Below are 17761 nucleotides of genomic sequence, written 5' to 3' on the forward strand. Positions count from 1 at the left end.
GCCTTTCGTCCTATGCCAGCTGGAATGCGCTCAGCGGGGCCGCTTCCGGATAGGTGGCAGGCGCACCGATGTCGTAGGCGGCGTTCAGAGCACCGATGAACGCGGGGTCGTGCAGCGGATTGGCCGGGATGTCGAGAGCGACGCCCTGCTTGGCCAGGTTGTCCACCAGCATGTCGATGGCCTTGTCGACGGTCAGATCGTCCGAGCCGTCCATGTTCTTCTTCAGTTCGTCGTAGTCGGAGAACACCTCGGCCGACCAGTGAACCAGGAAACGCAGCTCGTCGGTGTGGTGGCGGGCAATGACGTCATCACCACTCTTCAACAACCACGAGTCACGGTCGGCAGGGTCACCGGTGAACACCGTGTCGAAGGCCAGACCGGCCGGAACCTGTTGCTCCAGTGGACCGTTGGCCTCGCCGCGGTGCACCATCATCTCATTCTGCACCACGACGCCGCGGTTGATGATCGGCGGAAGCACCCGCCCGGGCGGCTTGAGCGGCCCCTCGGGCCAGTAGGTGAACCCAGACGTCTCGTCGAGTGAGAACCAGGTGATGACCTGTGCCATCTTGATCAGGTAGTCGGTGAACAGCCCCGACTTGCCCATCACGCTGCAGAGCCACGTAGGGGCGTTCTCGTGGCGGACGCCGCGGAAACTTGGGGAATCCAGGTGGCCCGGATCGCGGTTGGCGCAGGGTCCGTTGATGTTGAACAGCATGACCTCGGGCTTGGCGTACTCCGCGTTCCAGTACCGCTTGGCGTGCTCGAGGAACGCGGCGTTGTAGAAGCAGTCGTGCAGTTCTGGGTAGAGCACCGTGCCGTAGTTGGCGAGGTAACCGCGAAAGGTGGGGGTGAGGAACAGGTCCAACGTCGGCTCGAAGCCCTCGGGGAAGGCGCCGCTCATGGTCGCCATCAGTTCGTCTGCCGACGCGAAGTGCTGGGCGATGATGAGCTTCCATGGTCCCTGGGTGCGAACTACGTCGAAGAGACGTTCCCGTTGGTCGGCGGTGTATACGTCGTTGACTTCGTACGGTGGCGCGACGGGCCGCAGCACGTCGGATAGTTCCAGTCGTCGCTCGTCAGTCAGCATGTCGTTCTCCTTCGGTGATGTGGTTGTCGATTGTTGGCAACGCCGCGGTCGGCGATGCGGTGAACGTCCGGTGATCGGGACGTGCGGTGAAGTCCGCGATCTGAACGAATTTCGCGCGCAGTAGTGCGCCGATCTCGGCGATGGCCAATCGCCCCCGTGCGGTGCCATCCGAGCGCATCAGGAAGCCGTGATACATGCCGGGGTAGCGGGTGAGGGTGGTCTGTACCCCGGCGTCGCGCAGCCGACCGGCATAGCGTTCTCCCCAATCGCGGATCGGGTCGCACTCGGCGGTGACGACGATCGCCGCGGGAAGGCCGCTGACGTCGGTGGCGTACGCCGGCACCTGGTACGCCGAGTGGGGGGTCGCACCGCGGTCGACGGTCTCGTGCATGAACACGATGTCGTCGTGGGCCAGCATGGGTGCATCGGGCATGGCGGTGATCGACGGGGCGCCCATGTCGCGGTCCAGCCCGGGGTACAGCAAGACTTGAACCGCGATGGCCGGCCCGCCGTGATCGCGGGCCGCCAGTGTCACCGCGGCGGCCAGAGACCCGCCGGCACTGTCGCCGACGACCGCCAGCCGGTCAGCGTCGAGGTGTAACTCGCCGGCCGACGCGGCGATCCATTCGGTGGCCGCGTAGGCGTCGTCGAACTGCGCTGGGGGCGGGAATTCGGGCGCCAACCGGTAGTCGACGGCGGCGACCGCGGCGCCACTGGCGTGAGCCAACTCGCGCGCCAGAGGTTCGAATGAGTGATTCGATCCCATCACGAGTCCGCCGCCGTGGAAGTACACGAGCACCGGGGACCGCGCTGCGGTGGTGGGTCGGTACAGCCGCACCGGTATGGGCCGTCCCGCTGGGCCGGGTGCGATGAGGTCCTCGATGCGCGCCATGGGAGGCATCGGCGGATGGGGTGCGGACTCGACGCCCGCGCGTACGGCGCTGAGCCCGCGGGCGCGCATCGGCGTCGGCGCACCGAAGGAGGCGACCCGCGCTGCGGCATCGGGGTCCAGTGTGGGAGAGCGCATGTCAGCTTTGCGCGGGGTCGAACCGGCGCTCGGTGCGCAGCCGGGGAGCCTCTTGGCTGGTGAGGACACGGGCGCGTTCCGCCATCGCCGAGCCGACGTAGTCCGGTTGGGTGATCAGATAGAACCGACCCTCGGCGGCCTGGTCGAACACCACTTCGGCGGCGGCTAGGGGATCCATGGCGGCGGCCTTGATGTCGAGCATGGCGGCCCGCTGCGTCTCGGCGGCACCGGTGTCACCGCCGTCGACGCCACCGGCGGATTCGAAGATGTTCGAGACGACTGCGCCGGGCAGCACGGCCTGAACGTGGATGTGGTCGTCGTGCCCGGTGGACTGAACCTCCAAGTGCAGGCATTCGGTGAGCGCGAGGACGGCGTGCTTGCTCATGATGTAGGGGGCCTGCAGGGGCACGACCGCGACCCCGCCGATCGAGGACAGATTCCACACCCATGCCGGGCTGTCGCTGGCCATCATGTGCGGCAGGAAAGCCCGGATGCCGTAGAAGACGCCGTTGATGTTCACGTCGACGACGCGTCGCCAATTGTCGACGGGGGTGTCCCATAGATATCCGAATTGCTCGACGCCGGCATTGTTGACCAGCAGGCGCACCGGGCCCAGATCGCGGTACACCGCGTCAGCAAGGGTCTGCACCGCCTCGGCGTCGCGAACATCGCAAACCTCGTCGACCGCCGATCCGCCGGCAGCCACCAATTCGTCGCGCAGAGCCGCGACGGCCGCAGCGTCGATGTCGACCAGAACAGTGGTCATGCCGAGCCGGCTGGCATGACGAGCCAAGCCCGCACCGATGCCGGCGCCCGCCCCGGTGATGACGGCGACACCGCCGCCGAACACATTGCGGGCGTTCACGCGGGCTGCGTGCTCGCCGAGGTGGGCTTGGCGGCGTGCTCGGCGAAGGGAATCGAATCGTCGGCGTCGAGCAGCACGGTCATCGACGTGAACACCAAGCTGTCCCCGGCGCGACGGATGCCGACGTCGGCGACGCCGCTGGAGACACCGAAGGGAACGTGGTTTGTGATCTGGTTGACATACAGGTTGAAGCGCGCGCGTGTGACGACGCCGTCGGTACCGGTGCGAAAGACGTTGGTGGCGTGGTGGCGGCACGGGTAGGGGTTCACGTTGCGGTGCTCGATGAGCCAGGCAAGGGTCGGCGCACCGCCGTGCAGTTCGGCTGCCAGCAGATGTTCGAATGGGCAGTTACCGGACTGCGACCGGCTCAGGTAGGTCATCTCTTCACCGATGCGGGAGCCCAACTCGTCGAAGTGTCCCTCGTCGTAGTGATACCAAAAACCGGCGATGAACTCTTGAACCTCCGACAGCGTGATCTCGTTGCTCATGACGGTTAGTCAACCTGCGATGTGGCCCCGGTAACAGCGCAAATGACCGGTCAGCGGAACACCGGTGCGGCGGCCCTAGCCGTTGTCAGCGATCAAGCGCCACAAGCTTTGTGCGCCGGCCGTCGCCGCGAGCGCGGCGACCCGTTCGTCCCACGAGCGCACCGAGCCGTATTCCGAGCGCCATGCCAAGGCTGCGCGGGTGACCTCGTGCAGGCGGTGCTCCCGGGTGGTACCGATCGCTCCGTGCACCTGGTGCACGTGCCGGGTGACCACGGAGGCGGCGTGCCCAGCGCAAGACCGCGCCGTGGCGATACGGAAGTCCAAACTAGCTGCGGCCCAATCCGAGTCGACGGCAGTGCTGAGCGCCGCTTCGGTGGCAGCGCGGGCCAGTGCCGCCTCGGCGGCGGCGTCGGCGACCAGATTCTGGATCGCTTGAAATTTGGCCAGCGGGCGGCCGAACTGGATGCGGGATGCGACGTGCTCGACGGACATCTGTACCGCGCGGTCCAACGCAGCGCACACCTGAATTGCGCGCACCATTGCCGACTTGCGGGCCAGTTTGTCGACGATCTGCATCGACACCGCGTCCCCGGCTAGCGCACCGGTGTCGACGGTCAGGACGTCGCGTGGTTCGCCGATGAGGTTGTGTTCCCGTCGCATTGGGAACCCCTCGACCTCGACATCGGCGAGGCGATGGCGCATGCCGTCGAACCAGACGATGACGATGCGGTCGACTTCACCGGCCCATGGCGTCGGCAGCTCCGCGGCACCTTGGTGAGGGACCACGTGGATGGTGCGAATTGCGTCGCCTACCGCGTGATCGGTGGCGCCGAGCGCCCAGCACGCCAGGAGGTCGTGTTCGGCCAAGGGCAGTCGCACGCCGAAGCGCACGGCGGCGGTGAGTAGTTCGGCTGATTCCCACCAGGCCGCGCCGCTGCCACCCCACCGCTCCGGGGTGGTCAGCGTGACCAGCCCCAGTTCGTCGAGCCGCCGCCAGAGGGCGCGGTCGATACCGATACGTCCATCGGCGGGCGTGGTGTCGCGGGTGCGGTCGTGGTCGGCGAACACCGACTGCATCAGGTCGACGAGGTCGGCGTCCACGGTCGGCGCGAAGCGCGCGGACAGGTCGGTGCTGGTCATCTCATGCCCAATCCCCGCGCAATGACACCGCGCAGTACTTCGTTGGTGCCGCCGCGCAGGGTGAAGCCGGGGCGCTGGTCGACTGCGGCCGCCACCAGGGCGGCCCATTGCCCATCCGTGCTGGCCTCGTCGCCGGTCGCGAGGTCGGCGAAGTCGGCCACGTCGCCTTCGACGGTGGTGCCGAGCACCTTGACCACGGCGGCGGGGACGTCGGCCGCCTCGCCGCGCTGTAGGGACCCGGCGACCGCGGTGGACATGTGGTGCAGGCCGGCTACCCGCGCCACGAGTCGGCCCAGTTCGGCATCGGGCACCGCCGGCGCGCCGACCGTACGGTCGACGGCGTGCGTCAGCAGCGGAAAGGTGGACAAGAACCGTTCGGGACCGCTGCGCTCGAAGGCCAGTTCGGAGGTGACCTGTGTCCAGCCCTGGCCAATCTGGCCGAACACCCGCTCGTCGGGGATGAACACGTCGTCGAGGACGACTTCGTTGAAGTGATGCTGGCCGTTCATCGACACGATGGGACGCACCTCGACCCCGGGACTGCGGAGGTCGACGATGAATTGGCTGAGTCCGTCGTGGCGATGCGCGGGGTCCGCCGGCGCCGTGCGTGCGAGCACGATGAAGGCGTGGGCCAGATGTGCTCCAGAGGTCCACACCTTGGTTCCGGTGAGCGACCAGCCACCGTCGAAGGGCACGGCGCGGGTGCGGACGCTGGCCAGATCCGAACCGGAGTCTGGCTCGCTCATGCCGATGGCGAAGAAGCACTCTCCGGCCACGATCTGCGGCAGGAAGTGCGACTTCTGTTCTTCGGTACCGTATTTGAGCAAGGACGGCACGATCTGGCGGTCGGAGATCCAATGCGCGGCCACCGGTGCACCGGCAGCGAGCAGCTCCTCGGTGACCACGAAGCGCTCACCGAAGGTCCGGCCGTGCCCGCCGTAGCGCTGGGGCACCGTCATCCCCAGCCACCCGCGCCGCGCCAGGGTGGCGGTGAACGCTTCATCCCAGCCGCACAACCAAGAGTCCACCGATGGGGTGAACGCACCGACGGCGAGCTGCTCGGCCAAGAAGGCGCGGACCTCGGTGCGCAGCCCGTCGGCGGTGGTGTCGGCGGCGGCGGGGGGGACCAGGCGAAGCTGGGGAGCGGTCATGACGTCCTCCACTTGGCAATGCGCTGGTCGTGCTCAGCGTCATGGTGGGCCAACGGCTGCATCGCCGCGGCCATGGCCAGGGTGGATTCCAGCGTTCCGCTCACCGATTCCTGCAGCAACCGCTTGGCCATCCGCAGGGCGTGTGGTGGGTTGACGGCGATCCGATCAGCCAACGCCCTTGCTGCGCTGAGTAATTCGTCGTGCGCGACGACGCGGCTGACCAAGCCCCATTCGGCGGCGGTGTCGGCGTCGATGCGTTCACCGGTGAAGGTCAGTTCGGCGGCGCGGGCGTACCCGATGGCGCGCGGCAGAAACCAGGTGCCGCCGTCACCGGGGATCAGGCCGAGGGTGACGAAGCTCTCGGCAAAGGACGCGCGCTGCGAGGCGATGCGGATGTCGCACATCATCGCCAGATCGCAGCCCGCACCGATGGCGGCCCCGTTGACCGCGGCGATCAGCGGAACCTCGAGTCGACCCAGGGCGCGAGGGATGCGTTGGATTCCCTCGACGTAGGCGCGGCGCTGATCGATCGGCGCCAGGCCGAACATGCCCTGGCGGTCAGCCATCTCCTTGACGTTGCCTCCGGCGGAGAAGATCTTGCCGGCGCCGGTGAGGATGATCGCCCGGATGGCGTTGTCGCGGTTGGCCGCATCGACGTGTGCTTCGAAGGCGGCGATCACATCGGGTCCGGTGATCGCGTTGCCCACGTCGGGCGCGTCGATGGTCCACACCTGTACCGGTCCATCGGTGTCGACACGCAGGGGGTTGCTGCTCATCGGCGCTCGTTGAGTTGAAGGGACTTGATCTGCAGGTATTCCTCGAAACCGAACCGGCCCAATTCGCGGCCGATACCGGACTTCTTGTAGCCCCCAAAGGGGGCCAGCGGGTTGTAGGCGCCACCGTTGATGTCGAGCTGACCGGTCTGCACGGCTCGGGCGAACGCGATCGCGGTGTCGTCGTCAGCGGCCCAGACCGCCCCCGACAGCCCGTAGGGGGTTGCGTTGGCGATGCGCAGGGCGTCGTCGTGGTCGGTGTACGGGATGACCGCCAGTACGGGACCGAATACTTCTTCCTGGCCGAGTTCGGAGGCGGGGTCGACGTCGGCGAACACCGTGGGAGCGACGAAGAACCCGACGTCGTGCACCTGTCCAGCGCCCCCGACGAGCAGTCGCGCCCCGTCGCGTTGCGCCCGCTCGATGAATCCGCGAACGGTGTCGAACTGCGACCGTGACGCCGACGGGCCGATGCGCGTTGCCGGATCCCACGGATCACCCACGGTGTAGCGGGCCACGGCGGCCTCGATGAGGTCCAGCGCCTCGCTGTAGCGGGACTTTGGGACGACCATCCGCGTCCACGCCATGCAGGTCTGGCCACCGTTGAGGAAGGCGTTCCCGACCCCCACCTTGACTGCGGTCGCCAGGTCGGCGCCGTCGAGGATGACGTTGGCCGACTTGCCGCCCAACTCCAACGCGACCTTGGTGACCGACTGCCCGGCCAGCTCGCCGACCCGAGCCCCGACCTCGGTGCTACCGGTGAACGAGACGAAGTCGACGTCGGGGTGGCTGGCCAGGCGCTCGCCGATCACGCGGCCCGGGCCGGAGACGACGTTGAGCACCCCCGGTGGCAGCCCGGCATCCTGGCAGGCCTCCACGAATTCGAATACCGACAGTGGTGCGTCGTTGCTGGGCTTCAGAACGACGGTGCAACCGGCGGCGATCGCCGGAACGACCTTGGCCACCACCTGGTAGAGCGGGTAGTTCCACGGGGTGATGGCCGCGACGACGCCGTAGGGTTCGCGCAGCACCAGCGAGTTGCCAATGCGCTCCTCGAAGTCGAAGGTGTCCACGACCTCGGCGATGCCCTTGGCCACCGCCAGCGGCACCTGCGTCTGCACGGTCTGGGCGATGCGGACCGGGGCCCCCATCTCGGCGGTGATCAGTTCGGCGATGTCGGGCAGGCGCTTCTCGAGGGCGTCGATCACCCGGTGCAGGCGGTCGCGGCGTTCGGCGACGGTGATGGAGGGGTCGAAGGCTCGGCGAGCCGCGGCGACCGCGGCGTCCACGTCGTCGGCGTCGCCGGCCGGTACGTGGCCGATCACCTCTTCGGTGGCTGGATCGACGACGTCGATGACGCCGCCGCCGGACGGTGTGACCCATCGCCCGTCGATGAACAGCAGGGGACGCTCGTAGGTGGGCATGGTCATCCTTCTGTGGGGTCGGGGACGATGCTGGCGCGGACGTCGCGTTTGCCGTCCGCGGCCGCGAACGCGCCGTTGATGTCGGCGAGCGGGTAGCACGCCGCGGCGAGGCGGTGCAGCGGAAGCCGTTGCTGATGGTGTTCGAGGAAGGTCAGCGCCCGCGACAGGACCGCCGGGTCGTACAACGACACCCCGACCATGGTCTTGTTGGAAAACACGAACCGGGACGGATCGAAGGCGAAGGTCTGCCCGACGTTGATGTTGCCGATTTCGACGTAACGGCCGAACTGTCCGAGCATCTGCAGGCCTTCGTCGATGGCCATGGGGTGCCCGACGACTTCGACGACCACGTCGGCGCCGTGACCGCCGGTGAGCTTGCGCACCGCCTTGGCCCGCTCCTTCGGCGTACTGACCTCGTTTAGGTCGATCACGGTGTCCGCACCGAACGCCGCGGCCAGTTCCAGCCGCTCAGGGACGGCGTCGATCGCGATCACCTGCGCGGCGCCGCGCGCTTTGGCCACCGCGACGGCGTAGAGCCCGAGCGCGCCGGCTCCTTGGACCACGACGTGCTCCCCAAGTGTCATGTCGACGCGTTCCAGACCGTACATGACTTGCGACAGAGCACAATTGGCGCCAGCGGCGATGTCGTCTCCGACGCTGTCGGGCACGGTGTAGATCACCGCCCCCGCGGGCAGGAGGTAGTAGTCGGCGTATCCGCCGACGAAGTAGGGCGGCTCATCGGCGCGTCCCAGCATGGCCATCGTGAGGTTCCGGCAGGCGTTGCGGCGCCCGGCCAGGCAGTTGCGACACGTGTGGCAGCTATGGAAGTACGGAAACACCACGCGAACACCGGCGGTCAGCGGGATGCCGTTGGAGTCGGTGCGCACGCCCTCTCCGAGCGCTTCGATGGCCCCGACCATCTCGTGACCGAGCACGGTGGGTAATTGACCACCCAGCCCGCGGGTGGCGAACGTGCCGTGCCAGGCGTGCACGTCGGACCCACAGATGTTGGCGCGCAACACGCGGACCAGGATCTCCCCGGCACCGACCTCGGGCAGGGTGACGGTCTGGATGTGGAAGGGTGTGCCGGGCTCGTCGAAGCGGGCGATACGGCCGGTGTACACGCTGATGAGGCCTTTCAGTTGGTGGCGGTGTGGAGGGTGAACTGCTGGCGCAGATCGCGTTTCAGCAGCTTTCCGCTGGGATTCTTCGGCAGCGCATCGACGAAGAACACCTGTTTGGGCGTCTTGAAGCCGGCGAGATGCTCGCGGCAGTGCGCCACCACGTCGTCTTCGGTCAACTCGGTGTCCGTGCGCGGAACCACTGCGGCGACGACCGCCTCAACCCACAGCGGATGCGGCAGCGCGAACACGGCTGCCTCTTGGATACCATCGTGGCGGTATAGGACTTCCTCGACCTCGCGGCTGGCGACGTTCTCGCCACCGGTCTTGATCATGTCCTTCTTCCGGTCGACCACGTGCAGCAGCCCATGTTCGTCGTAGTAGCCGAGATCTCCGGAGTGGAACCAGCCCCCGGAGAAGGCTTCGGCGGTCCTTCCCTCGTCCTCGAGGTACCCCAGCATCAAATGTGGACTGCGATGGGCGATCTCACCAACGGTGCCCCCGGCGACGGGTACGTCGGACTCATCGAGAATGACGGTCTCGACGTTGACCACCGGGCGTCCCGCCGCCCCGGCGTGGACGTCCTGCTCGTCAGGGCCCAGAGCAGAGGCCAACGGCGCCATCTCGGTCTGGCCGTAGAAGTTCCACAGCCGCAGTTGCGGAAGGCGCCGGCGCATCTCGTGAAGGATTTCGGTGGGCATGGGCGATGCGCCGTAGTAGCCCTTGCGCAGACTCGAGAGGTCCACTTCGTCGAAGATCGGGCTGCGCAACAGGCTGATCCACACGGTGGGTGGCGCGAAGTAATTCGTGACACGAAAGCGTTCGATGGTGCGCAACACCAGCTCCGGGTCGGGGCGCGGGAGGATGATGCTCGTCGCCCCGAGATAGAGGTCGGTGGCCAAGAAGTTATCCAGTTGAGCACAGTGGTAGAGCGGCAGCGAGTGCACTTCGACGTCGTCACCCGACATCGACCCGGCCACGATGGTGCTGATGTACTGCCACATCAGGCTGCGGCTGCTGTGCATCACGCCCTTGGGGCGGGACTCGGTGCCGCTGGTGTACATGATCCGCACCAACTGGTCGTCGTCGAGTCGGTAGTCCGGTGCGGGGCCGGCGGCGGTCAGCCAATCGGCGAGGTCGGGCCAACCCTCAGGACACGCGTGGCCGGGCGGGACGATCGCAGCGTGGGTGGTCACCACCGTGGCCAGCTTGATCGCGTGCTCGGCGACCGGTACCAGGTCGGCCTCTACGATGAATCCTCGTGCCCTGCTGTGCCCCAGGATGTAGCTGATCTCCTCGGCGGTGAGCATGAAGTTGATCGGTACAAGCACGACACCGGCGCGGGCGGTGGCGAACGTCAGTACCGCGTATTGCCAGCAGTTGCGCGACAGTAACGCCAATCGGTCGCCGGGGCCGAGTCCGTTGTCGCGCAAGGCCGCTGCGGCCCGATCGACCCAGTGGTCGAATTCAGCGAAGGAGAGCACGACCTCGCCATCGATGATGGCGGTCTTGTCGGGCTGTGTGCGAGCCGAGCGACGGGGGATGTCGGCGAGGCTGTGGCTACGGGCCCTGGCGATGACGCCTGCGAGGTCGTCGTGGTGCATGAGCCGCAGCGTAGGCATCAGACGGCGCGCCGCGGGGGTTCGTCTCCCGCTCAGTAGACAGGCCCTCACCATCGACGTGCCGCTGCTTCGATACTCGCAACCATGACCGCCACCACGGAATCATCGTCATTGGCTGCCAGCGGAACGGAGCCGGACGTTCTGCGCGCTCATCTGTTGCAGGCCGATCCCGGTGTGCTGGTGGCGGTGCTGGCGCAGATGACGGGTGACGCCACGGTGATCGACAGGTACGCCGCCAAGATCTCCTACGTCCCCGACCCGCCCGAGCGGGCAGGTCAGACCGATCCGCAGACCGCGCAGGCACTGGCCGAGGAGATCATCGCCGCCTTGAATGCCGAGCGGCCAGCCGGTGCCCTGGCTCCCGACGACCGTGAGTTCTTCGCCAGGCTGTTGCCGGTGGTGCTGGGCGGTGAGGTCGACGACGAGCAGGTCGACCTGTTGCTAGAACAAGGTGGTTTTCGGCCCTCGACGCCCACCCTGCCGCGCACCGTTCCGATTCCGACGACCACCAGCGTCGCGATCGTCGGCGCGGGGTTGGCCGGCATCGCGGTCGCCCTGGCCGCCGCCGAAGAAGGTGTGACGTTCACCGTCTACGACCGCAACGAGGAGGTCGGCGGCACCTGGCTGACGACCACCTACCCCGGTATCGGCGTGGACACTCCGTCCGCGTACTACTCGCTCTCACGCGAAGTCAACCCCGAGTGGTCCAATTACTACCCGCAAGGCGCCGAGTACCAGGCTTACCTGGTGGCGCTGGCCGACAAGCACGACCTGCGCCGTCACATCCGGTTCGGCACCGAGGTAGAGGCCCTGCATTGGGATGAGCAGCAACACCATTGGGATATTCACACCCGCGGCCCCGATGGCACTCGGTCGGTGGACCACGCTCGTGTGGTGGTCACCGCGGCGGGTTATCTGAACCGCCCCCGCTTCCCCGACATCAAGGGCCGTGAAACGTTCGGCGGCACCAGCATCCACTCGGCGATGTGGGATCCGGATCTGGACCTGACGGGCAAGCGGGTAGCGGTCATCGGTGCTGGCTGCACGGCGGTGCAGATAGTGGACGCGTGCGTCGACGAGGTGGAGCATCTGACGGTATTCCAGCGCCAACCGCACTGGGTGGCACCGCGGAAGCGACTGACCGACGACGTGCCCGAACACCGTCGCCACCTCGGCCGGGTGCTGCCGTACTACGCGATGTGGCACCGGGTGAAGTCCTACTGGGGCACCGCCGACAACAACTACCCGATCATCCTGCAGGACCCGGAGTGGTCCAAGACCCACCTCTCCATCAATCCCACCAACGATGTCCTGCTGAAGATGTGCCTGGACTATATTGACCAAATCTTCGGCGCTGGAAGCGAAATGGCTCGCAAGGTAACTCCGGACTTCGCTCCGTACGGGAAGCGCATCATCCGCGACCCAGGCGGTTACTACGCTGCGCTGACCCGTGACCACGTCGACGTCGAAGCGAGCGAACCCGCTCAGGTCAACGCCGCGGGAATCGTCACCGCCGACGGCCGCCAGATCGACTTGGACGTGATCATCTATGCCACCGGGTATCACCTCGACTTCCTGTCGACGGTGGACATCCAGGGGCGCGACGGCAAGACGCTGGCCGGGGAGTGGGGCGACAGTCCGCGCGCATACCGCGGCGGGACCGTGCCGGGGTTCCCGAATCTGTTCATCACCTCAGCGCCGAACTACAGTCCCGGGCACGGCGCCGGCGCCAACTTCTCGATGGAGGTGTTGGCGCATTACATCATCGAATGCCTGCAACTGATGGCCCTGCGCGGAGCGACCACGATGGAGGTCACCGAGCGCGCGTTCTCCGACTACGTCGCCGGTATCGACGCAGCGATGCAGAAGACCGTGTGGTGCCACACGCCCAATGCGCACACCTACTATCGGTCGCAGTCCGGCCGTGTCGTCGTCGCCACCCCTTACCGGTTGGTCGACCTCTGGCAGGAACACCGCGCACCCGTCGAATCGGACTTCGTTCTGCGATGACCAAATTGCTTTCGGGCAAGACGGCTTTGGTGACGGGAAGCAGTCGCGGCATCGGGCGAGCGATCGCGCAGCGCCTGGCTGCCGAGGGCGCCACCGTCGCGGTCACCGCCCGCTCCTACCAGCCCTCACCGTCGGTGCGTGCCGGCGAGAGTACAGCGATCCCCGGCACCATCGACGAGACCATCGCACTCATCGAGGCGGCGGGCGGATCAGCGTTCGGGGTAGCCGCCGATCTCGATGACGACGCGGACCGCACCGGGTTGGTCCAGTCGGTGGTGGACCGCACGGGCGGCATCGACGTACTGGTCAACAACGCCGGGTTCGCTGACTACTCCGTGGTCGAGGACATGCCGAGGGCAACCTTCGACCGCACCGTGGCGCACTACCTGACGACACCGTTCGTGTTGACTCAGGCCGCGATCCCGCACATGCGTCGCCGAGGCGCTGGATGGATCGTCAACATTGGGTCGGTCACCGGCGTCGCTCCCGCCCGCCCCTACCGGGAGTACAACAAGACGGCAGGTGACGTGGTCTACGCATCGTGCAAAGCGGCGTTGCATCGCTTCACCCAGGGCGTCGCCGCCGAGTTGCTCGACGCCAACATCGCGGTCAACTGCGTGGGTCCCTCTACGGCGGTGCGTACCCCCGGCGCGGCGTCGTTGATACCGGAGAGCTTTCCCACCGAACCGGTGGAGTACCTCGCCGAGACCGTGTTGGCCATGTGCCACCTCCCCGCCCAAGCGCGTACGGGGTTGGTGGCCTTCAGTCTTCACTACCCGTGGTCGCAAAACCTGAAGGTGCACTCCCTGGACGGCCACACGGTGTTGGAGCCACTGGAGCCCCCGGCGGCGGCCAATCCGAACATCCTTCCCGCCGGGGTTTGAGCGGTCGCTGCTGCAACGGCGTTGCACTAGAGCAACGGGGCGTCTAGGTCGCAGAAGCTGTGGCACACCCGGTCGCGGACGATGACGTCGGTGGTCTCGGGATCGAACCACCGATCGACGACGGCCCAATGGATCGGGTGCATCAGGTAGGGGCCCGTCAATCCTGCGACGTCGGTGAACTCCTGTTCGAACACGTGCGTCCATCCGGTGGTGCCGACCGCGTCGTCCACGCGACTCAGTTGCCAGGCCGCGATCGTCGGGACGTAGCGCGGCATCATCTCCAGTTCGTGTTCGAACTCGGCCACCGCTGCAGGGTCGGCGTTTGGTGAAACGCGCAGCAGCAGAGCCCGATAGGCGGTGCCGGTCGCGCTGCGAACCGCGCTACCGCGATAGGTGACGCCGTTGACGCGGCAGATCGCGGGGTCGGAAAGCGCCGTATCGAAATCTGTTGCGGCTGCCAACTGTGGGTCGTCGAATCGTAGGTGCACCAGGACGTCGCCGCCATTGCGTGACCCCGGGAGGGTCGGGGCGACCACGCTTCGGGCAGCACCGCTACGCGCCGCGGCGGCCCGCAATTCCGTGAGGACCCGATCACGGTCGGATTCGGCCACGTCGATCAGCCGGGTCACCCCGACCGTGGAGGGGGCCGGCACATTGGGTGGCGCGCTGCTCGCGGTGGGTGAGTCCTCGACATCCTCGAAGGCGGTAGCGACGGTGCGGGTGCGGTCGACGACGAGATCGCCCACGCTGTACCACCATTGGGCTACCGTCGGGTCGGGCCGACCCTGCCAGGTCATCTGCCACCAGGCCAGCGGGCTGGGCAGCGTCCAGGTGATGGTGACGACGTTGGTGCGGTCGGTGAACCAGATGGGCGGGCTCACGAGCACGTCACGCAGAGTCATCCCTCGTTCGCGGGCGCCGGGGGCATAACCGGTGAGGTAGGCGTCGATGAACTCGTGGGCGCAACCTGCGGCCGTGGTCACCCGGTCGACGACGAAGACCTCGCTCATGGCGCGAGGCTACGGCCATCCCGGGTGTTGCCGTCACGGCGTTCCCGACTGCCGGGAGACCCCCGTTGACCGTCGACCGGGCCGGGGCGATGGTGGTTCGATGAGCGATCCGTTCAGCCCAGCCCAGCTGGGACCGGTGGCGTTGCGGAACCGGGTCATCAAAGCTGCTACCTCGGAGGGCCGTTCACCCGACGGTCACGTGACCGACGACCTGATCGCCTTTCATCGCAGCTTCGCCGAGGGTGGTGTCGGCATGACGACCGTCGCGTACTGCTGCGTGTCTCCTGAAGCGGCAAGCGCGCCAGGCCAGATCGTGATGAGCGCGGCTGCGCTGCCGGGCCTGCGGAAGCTGACCGATGCGGTGCACGGCGCCGGCGCGGCGATCTCGGCGCAACTCGGCCATGCCGGAGTCGTGGCGCCCCGCAAGCTGACCGGTGTCACCGCAGTGGCTCCCAGCAGGTTCGTCAATCCGACGTCGATGGCGTATTGCCGCGCCATCACCGTCGAGGAGATCCGAACTGTCATCGCGCAATTCGGTACGGCCGCTCAGGTAGCGGTGGATGCCGGCTTCGATGCCGTCGAGTTGCATTTCGGTCACCTCTATTTGCCCAGTTCCTTTCTCAGTCCGTTGATCAATCGGCGTAAGGACGGCTACGGCGGGTCGATCGACAATCGCTCTCGGTTGGTGCGCGAGATCGCCGAGCACGTTCGTGCGGTCGTGCGGGATCAGATCGCGGTGATCGCGAAGCTCGACATGGACGACGGAATGCCGGGCAGTATCTGGATCGACGAGGCGCTGCGCACCGCGCAGCTGCTCGACGCCGACGCGACCCTCGACGCGCTGGAATTGACCCAGGGATCGTCGGTCTACAAGCCGATGTACCTCTTCCGGGGGGACGCTCCGGTGAAGGAGTTCGCAAAGGTGATGCCGCCGCTGCTGCGCCCGGCCGTGCGGGTGGTGGGCAAGCGGGCGATGGGCGACTATCCCTACCGCGATCTCTACATGCTAGATGCGGCACGCCAATTCGTGCCGCTGATGAACAACACGAAGTTGATCCTGCTGGGTGGGATCACCGAACGCGCCCACCTATCGACCGGAATGGCCGAGGGATTCGACTTCTTCGCCATCGGTCGGGCGCTGCTGCGCGAACCCGACCGCGTGAGGACCATGATGGCCGAGCCGTCGGCACGCAGTCGCTGCAACCACAACAACAGGTGCATGGTCACGGTGTTCGAGCGGACGCACTGCGTGCTCGATCCCGACCAGCGCTACGGACCGGTGGCGTCGGGGGAGGGCGCACCGGCGGTGGCGTCGCTACCGGTCGAGCACCTGTCGTAAGGCCTCGCCGGCCTCGTCGCGGGCCTCGTGGGCGATGTCGAGCATCGGCATCGTCATGAAGCCGTGGATGCCGCCCTCGTACAGGCAACGGGTCACCGGCACGCCGGCCTCGGACAACGCGTCGGCGTAGGCGCTGCCCTCGTCGTGCAGGGGGTCATGACCGGCGAGCACCACTACCGCCGGCGGAAGGTCTGTGAGGTCGGCGCCCAGAGGGCACGCGTAGGGGTGGGTGCGGTCGCCGACGGTGGGCACGTATTGATCCCAATACCATTGCAGCGCGGGCCGGGGGTTGTAGAACCCACGCCCGAACGCCCGGTAGGAGGACGTGTCGAAGTCGGCGGCGATCACCGGGTACAGCAGCAGTTGAGCCGCCAGCGCTGGGCCCTTGCGGTCACGGGCCATCAGTGCGGTCACCGCGGCGAGGTTGCCGCCAGCGCTGTCCCCGCCGACCGCCACGCGTTCGGGGTCGGCGCCAAAGTCGACGGCGTGGGTGATCGCCCATTCGGTCGCGGTATACAGGTCTTCGGCGGCCGTCGGCCAGCGGTGCTCCGGCGCCAGGCGATAGTCGACCGAAATCACGACCGCGGGAACGAGATTGGCCAAGTTACGACATAACCCATCGTGACTTTCGAGATTGCAGAAGACGAAACCGCCACCGTGGGCGTAAATCAGCAGTGGCAGCGGTTCCGGCGCGTCGGGTCGGTAGACGCGGACTGTGACGCTGCCCCCGTCGACGGCGATTTCATGGTTCTCGACGAGGGCGACCGGCTCGGGTGTCGGGTTCGGCACGAACCGGTCGCTGATCGCGGCGCGCGCTTGGGCGCCGGTCATCTCGTGCACCGGCGGAAATCCCGAATCGAGTGCCTCGATGACTGCGGCGATTTGGGGATCGAGCGTCACGCCGGCAGCAGGGTCGTCGCGTGATGCGCTTCCATCGGCCGCGGCGCGGGTCCGCCGCGCAATGGGCGCAGCGGCTGCAGGGTGGGTGCGACGCGGTCGGGCCCGTCCTCGGCGTTGCGCCAAATCCCCATCGCCGTCATGCGTACTGGCGCGGCCATGCGATGGTCGAAGGTCATGCGCGTCATCGGGCCACACACCGATACCGCAGCCACGGCCCGACCGGCCGGGCCGATGGGCGCCGCAACGCACCCGAATCCGGGCAGGGACTCCTCGCGTTCCACGGCGACCCCGTGGGCGCGGACCCGGGCGAGTTCGGCAGCCAGTTGAGAGGCGTTGGCGATGGAGTACCTGGTCTTGCGGGCCGACAGATCCACCGCTGCGGTGTCGTTGTCGGCGAGGATGGCTTTGCCCACGGCCGTACAGTGCGCGGGTTGACGTCCCCCCACGCGCGTGGGGATGGCCGCGGCCATCTCGGTGCCGATCTTCTCCAGGTACACCACGTCAGATCCGTCGAGTACCGCGAGGTGGACCACGAATCCGGTGGCTCGGTGCAGATCGCGCAGCAGCGGGATCGCGGCCCGGTGGATGCGGTCCTGGTGCAGGGCCAGCGAGCCCAGTTCGACGAGCCGCATGCCCAGTTCGTAGTCGCGGCCGTCGCGCCGCAGCCAGCGCAGCGCGACCAGGCGTTCGAGCATGCGGTGCGCGGAGGAACGCGGCAGCCCGGTGCGGCGCACGATCTGGGCCAGGGTCAACCGTCCCGGTCCTTCGAAGGCGTCGAGAACGAGGGAGATCCGGTCGATGACCGCGCTGGGGGTTTCGTTCGCCTTCTCGACAGTCATTGTCACGAGGGCCTCCTGTGCTCGCGGCGCATGTCCGCGACATATGCCTAAAAGTAATATGTCTCTTTGTAGCACGAGGGT

16 protein-coding genes are annotated in these 17761 nt (G+C 67.1%); 3 read left to right on the top strand and 13 right to left on the bottom strand.

Annotated elements, in window-relative coordinates; all coding sequences use genetic code 11:
* Positions 1-10 precede the first annotated feature (10 nt).
* From SBI80_RS26295 to SBI80_RS26340, 10 genes are all read right to left on the bottom strand, one after another.
* A complete protein-coding gene (locus tag SBI80_RS26295) occupies positions 11-1087 on the bottom strand; it encodes a hypothetical protein (protein WP_318977899.1) in 1077 nt (358 codons plus the stop codon).
* Positions 1077-2114 (bottom strand): alpha/beta hydrolase, encoded by a 1038-nt coding sequence (locus tag SBI80_RS26300; protein ID WP_318977900.1) that lies wholly within the window; start codon positions 2112-2114, stop codon positions 1077-1079. The genes SBI80_RS26295 and SBI80_RS26300 overlap by 11 nt, the downstream gene beginning before the upstream one ends.
* A 1-nt stretch (position 2115) precedes the next feature.
* Positions 2116-2979 carry an SDR family oxidoreductase gene (locus SBI80_RS26305; RefSeq protein ID WP_318977902.1) on the bottom strand — a complete coding sequence of 288 codons (864 nt, stop codon included), beginning with the start codon at positions 2977-2979 and terminating at the stop codon, positions 2116-2118.
* A complete protein-coding gene (locus SBI80_RS26310) occupies positions 2976-3467 on the bottom strand; it encodes a polyketide cyclase (protein ID WP_318977904.1) in 492 nt (163 codons plus the stop codon). The genes SBI80_RS26305 and SBI80_RS26310 overlap by 4 nt, the downstream gene beginning before the upstream one ends.
* 75 nt (positions 3468-3542) lie before the next feature.
* Entirely contained in the window at positions 3543-4607 is a 1065-nt protein-coding gene (locus SBI80_RS26315; protein WP_318977906.1) for an acyl-CoA dehydrogenase family protein, read from the bottom strand.
* Positions 4604-5758, bottom strand: coding sequence for an acyl-CoA dehydrogenase family protein (locus SBI80_RS26320; protein ID WP_318977907.1), 1155 nt, complete (start codon positions 5756-5758; stop codon positions 4604-4606). The genes SBI80_RS26315 and SBI80_RS26320 overlap by 4 nt, the downstream gene beginning before the upstream one ends.
* Positions 5755-6534 carry a crotonase/enoyl-CoA hydratase family protein gene (locus SBI80_RS26325; RefSeq protein ID WP_318977908.1) on the bottom strand — a complete coding sequence of 260 codons (780 nt, stop codon included), beginning with the start codon at positions 6532-6534 and terminating at the stop codon, positions 5755-5757. Before SBI80_RS26325 ends, SBI80_RS26320 begins: the two co-directional genes overlap by 4 nt.
* On the bottom strand, positions 6531-7955 hold the full coding sequence (locus SBI80_RS26330) for an aldehyde dehydrogenase family protein (protein WP_413232816.1): 1425 nt from the start codon (positions 7953-7955) through the stop codon (positions 6531-6533). Before SBI80_RS26330 ends, SBI80_RS26325 begins: the two co-directional genes overlap by 4 nt.
* Before the next feature lie 2 nt (positions 7956-7957).
* On the bottom strand, positions 7958-9079 hold the full coding sequence (locus SBI80_RS26335; RefSeq protein WP_318977912.1) for a zinc-binding dehydrogenase: 1122 nt from the start codon (positions 9077-9079) through the stop codon (positions 7958-7960).
* A gap of 14 nt (positions 9080-9093) precedes the next feature.
* The gene (locus SBI80_RS26340) at positions 9094-10680 is read right to left on the bottom strand and encodes an acyl-CoA synthetase (RefSeq protein WP_318977914.1); all 1587 of its coding nucleotides are present in this window, start codon (positions 10678-10680) and stop codon (positions 9094-9096) included.
* A gap of 102 nt (positions 10681-10782) precedes the next feature.
* On the opposite strand from SBI80_RS26340, the gene SBI80_RS26345 reads away from it, so the two are divergent.
* Entirely contained in the window at positions 10783-12708 is a 1926-nt protein-coding gene (locus SBI80_RS26345; RefSeq protein ID WP_318977916.1) for a flavin-containing monooxygenase, read from the top strand.
* The gene (locus SBI80_RS26350; protein ID WP_318977918.1) at positions 12705-13592 is read left to right on the top strand and encodes an SDR family NAD(P)-dependent oxidoreductase; all 888 of its coding nucleotides are present in this window, start codon (positions 12705-12707) and stop codon (positions 13590-13592) included. The genes SBI80_RS26345 and SBI80_RS26350 overlap by 4 nt, the downstream gene beginning before the upstream one ends.
* A gap of 26 nt (positions 13593-13618) precedes the next feature.
* On the opposite strand, the gene SBI80_RS26355 is transcribed toward SBI80_RS26350, so the two are convergent.
* The gene (locus SBI80_RS26355; protein ID WP_318977957.1) at positions 13619-14221 is read right to left on the bottom strand and encodes a Dabb family protein; all 603 of its coding nucleotides are present in this window, start codon (positions 14219-14221) and stop codon (positions 13619-13621) included.
* 481 nt (positions 14222-14702) lie between these two features.
* Here SBI80_RS26355 and SBI80_RS26360 point away from each other — a divergent pair, with 481 nt between their 5' ends.
* Entirely contained in the window at positions 14703-15941 is a 1239-nt protein-coding gene (locus SBI80_RS26360) for an NADH:flavin oxidoreductase (RefSeq protein ID WP_318977920.1), read from the top strand.
* On the opposite strand, the gene SBI80_RS26365 is transcribed toward SBI80_RS26360, so the two are convergent.
* Both SBI80_RS26365 and SBI80_RS26370 read right to left on the bottom strand, forming a co-directional pair.
* On the bottom strand, positions 15918-16841 hold the full coding sequence (locus SBI80_RS26365; RefSeq protein ID WP_318977921.1) for a LipP1 family hormone-sensitive lipase: 924 nt from the start codon (positions 16839-16841) through the stop codon (positions 15918-15920). The two genes, SBI80_RS26360 and SBI80_RS26365, sit on opposite strands and share 24 nt — an antisense overlap.
* Positions 16838-17680, bottom strand: a complete 843-nt coding sequence (locus SBI80_RS26370) for an IclR family transcriptional regulator (protein WP_318977958.1) — start codon at positions 17678-17680, stop codon at positions 16838-16840. Before SBI80_RS26370 ends, SBI80_RS26365 begins: the two co-directional genes overlap by 4 nt.
* Positions 17681-17761 lie beyond the last annotated feature (81 nt).

Source organism: Mycolicibacterium sichuanense (assembly GCF_033741125.1).
Classification (GTDB): domain Bacteria; phylum Actinomycetota; class Actinomycetes; order Mycobacteriales; family Mycobacteriaceae; genus Mycobacterium.

Coding starts and splice junctions, on each gene's coding strand:
- SBI80_RS26320 (WP_318977907.1), bottom strand. CDS start 5,758: ATGACCGCTCCCCAGCTTCGCCTGGTCCCCCCCGCCGCCGCCGACACC.
- SBI80_RS26310 (WP_318977904.1), bottom strand. CDS start 3,467: ATGAGCAACGAGATCACGCTGTCGGAGGTTCAAGAGTTCATCGCCGGT.
- SBI80_RS26325 (WP_318977908.1), bottom strand. CDS start 6,534: ATGAGCAGCAACCCCCTGCGTGTCGACACCGATGGACCGGTACAGGTG.
- SBI80_RS26345 (WP_318977916.1), top strand. CDS start 10,783: ATGACCGCCACCACGGAATCATCGTCATTGGCTGCCAGCGGAACGGAG.
- SBI80_RS26300 (WP_318977900.1), bottom strand. CDS start 2,114: ATGCGCTCTCCCACACTGGACCCCGATGCCGCAGCGCGGGTCGCCTCC.
- SBI80_RS26360 (WP_318977920.1), top strand. CDS start 14,703: ATGAGCGATCCGTTCAGCCCAGCCCAGCTGGGACCGGTGGCGTTGCGG.
- SBI80_RS26370 (WP_318977958.1), bottom strand. CDS start 17,680: ATGACTGTCGAGAAGGCGAACGAAACCCCCAGCGCGGTCATCGACCGG.
- SBI80_RS26330 (WP_413232816.1), bottom strand. CDS start 7,955: ATGCCCACCTACGAGCGTCCCCTGCTGTTCATCGACGGGCGATGGGTC.
- SBI80_RS26340 (WP_318977914.1), bottom strand. CDS start 10,680: ATGCACCACGACGACCTCGCAGGCGTCATCGCCAGGGCCCGTAGCCAC.
- SBI80_RS26350 (WP_318977918.1), top strand. CDS start 12,705: ATGACCAAATTGCTTTCGGGCAAGACGGCTTTGGTGACGGGAAGCAGT.
- SBI80_RS26315 (WP_318977906.1), bottom strand. CDS start 4,607: ATGACCAGCACCGACCTGTCCGCGCGCTTCGCGCCGACCGTGGACGCC.
- SBI80_RS26295 (WP_318977899.1), bottom strand. CDS start 1,087: ATGCTGACTGACGAGCGACGACTGGAACTATCCGACGTGCTGCGGCCC.